We start from the raw sequence: 1,395 nt of genomic DNA on the forward strand, positions 1-1,395 counted from the left end.
TAATGGTGAGTATGAGATTTTTGCGATCGGTCCTGCTGGCGCAATTTTCATGTTTACACGCGACAGAACAATTCTCCTTCCTGGTGACTTCGCTGGTAAAAGAATGGCAGTACTAGATGACATACCTGAGTCTGCTTATTTATCAAAGAAACACGGCATCACGCCAGTTAGCTCAACCATTTTCAATTCGATCTTAAAGTTCAATAACGGAAGTGTCGACCTTACCGCTGCTCCCGCAATCGTATACGAGCCATTTGAAATGCATAAAGGCTTGGAACCAAATGGCGGTATATACGAAGAGCCATTTTTGTTCATCACCATGCAAGTCGTTGCGCGATGGGAAAAGTTTCCTGAAGGATTTGCGCAAAAAGCACGTGATCAAGCCATGCGAGAATACAACCGTTTCGTCAAATGGCTAGTCGACCCTGAGGCCACAATTCCGGAAGAGTATTGGATTGAGATACCCAAACATCTATATGACTATTGGGTAGAAGACTTTCGTCAGAGCCGCATTGAGTTAGGTGAAATGGGAATATATGACTCAAGAACACTCAAACTAATGCGAAAAGTGCGCTGCAAACTTGAGCCCGAAAATGCAGAGTGCTCTGCAGCACGAAAAGAATAAACTTCAGCTAAAGAAGCTGCTAGTCAGATTTAAAGTTTTAGCAGCATCCACTCATCACAAGCATTATGGCCACTAGCTCCTAGTGGCCCTTCAAGCTTCTTAAACCCTTGTATCTCGTATAGAGCGATCGCCTGTTTCATAGTTGATAGTGACTCGAGATAGCAATACTCATAACCAAGCTCTCGAGCAGACTGCAATAAAGTTTCAATTAACGACCGACCAAATCCTTTGCCTCTCTGCCCTGCATCCAAATACATTTTCTGAAGTTCACAACAACGATCATATTGATTGTTCAAGAAGGGTCCGATTCCTCCTGCGCCAACAACTCGCCCTTCAAGATCTATCACCTTATAGACTCGATCAGGCGTTTCATACGCGTGAGACATTGCATCAAGCTCAGGATCTTGCCATGCAAAACCGGGTCGATTAGCGCCGAACTCCGTCAACACATCGCGAATAAGTTGCGATACAATAGAATTATCAGATGCTTCAATATTTCTAATTAACATCCAGTCCTCACGCGTCGGGATATATTGAATGATGAAATCTCCAGTCGAAACACTACCAAAAACTGTATTTTCAGCAGAACAAACTCGAGAGCTAGACCGCATAGCCATCCAAGAATATGGCATACCTGGCTTTGAGTTAATGCGTCGCGCCGCAAACTTTTCGTTAGAACAATTATTGGCAACTTGGCCAAATACAAAAATGGTCATTGCCCTGTGCGGAAAAGGAAATAATGCCGGCGACGCCTACCTCGTTGCAATGCT

General features: G+C 44.0%; 3 protein-coding genes. 2 read left to right on the forward strand and 1 reads right to left on the reverse strand.

Translation table 11 applies throughout. The features are described 5' to 3' along the window. Positions 1–625 (forward strand): putative solute-binding protein (locus A3762_RS27050; RefSeq protein ID WP_082868932.1); only part of this gene is annotated, 625 nt, incomplete at its 5' end. Between the two features lie 29 nt (positions 626–654). Here A3762_RS27050 and A3762_RS04120 read toward each other — a convergent pair. Continuing rightward, entirely contained in the window at positions 655–1,134 is a 480-nt protein-coding gene (locus A3762_RS04120; RefSeq protein ID WP_068480916.1) for a GNAT family N-acetyltransferase, read from the reverse strand. A 28-nt stretch (positions 1,135–1,162) separates the two neighbouring features. Between A3762_RS04120 and A3762_RS26330 the strand changes: the two genes are divergently transcribed. Continuing rightward, on the forward strand, positions 1,163–1,395 hold a 233-nt coding region (locus A3762_RS26330; RefSeq protein WP_304439261.1), incomplete at its 3' end, for an NAD(P)H-hydrate epimerase.

The sequence above is a fragment of the Oleiphilus sp. HI0125 genome (assembly GCF_001635355.1).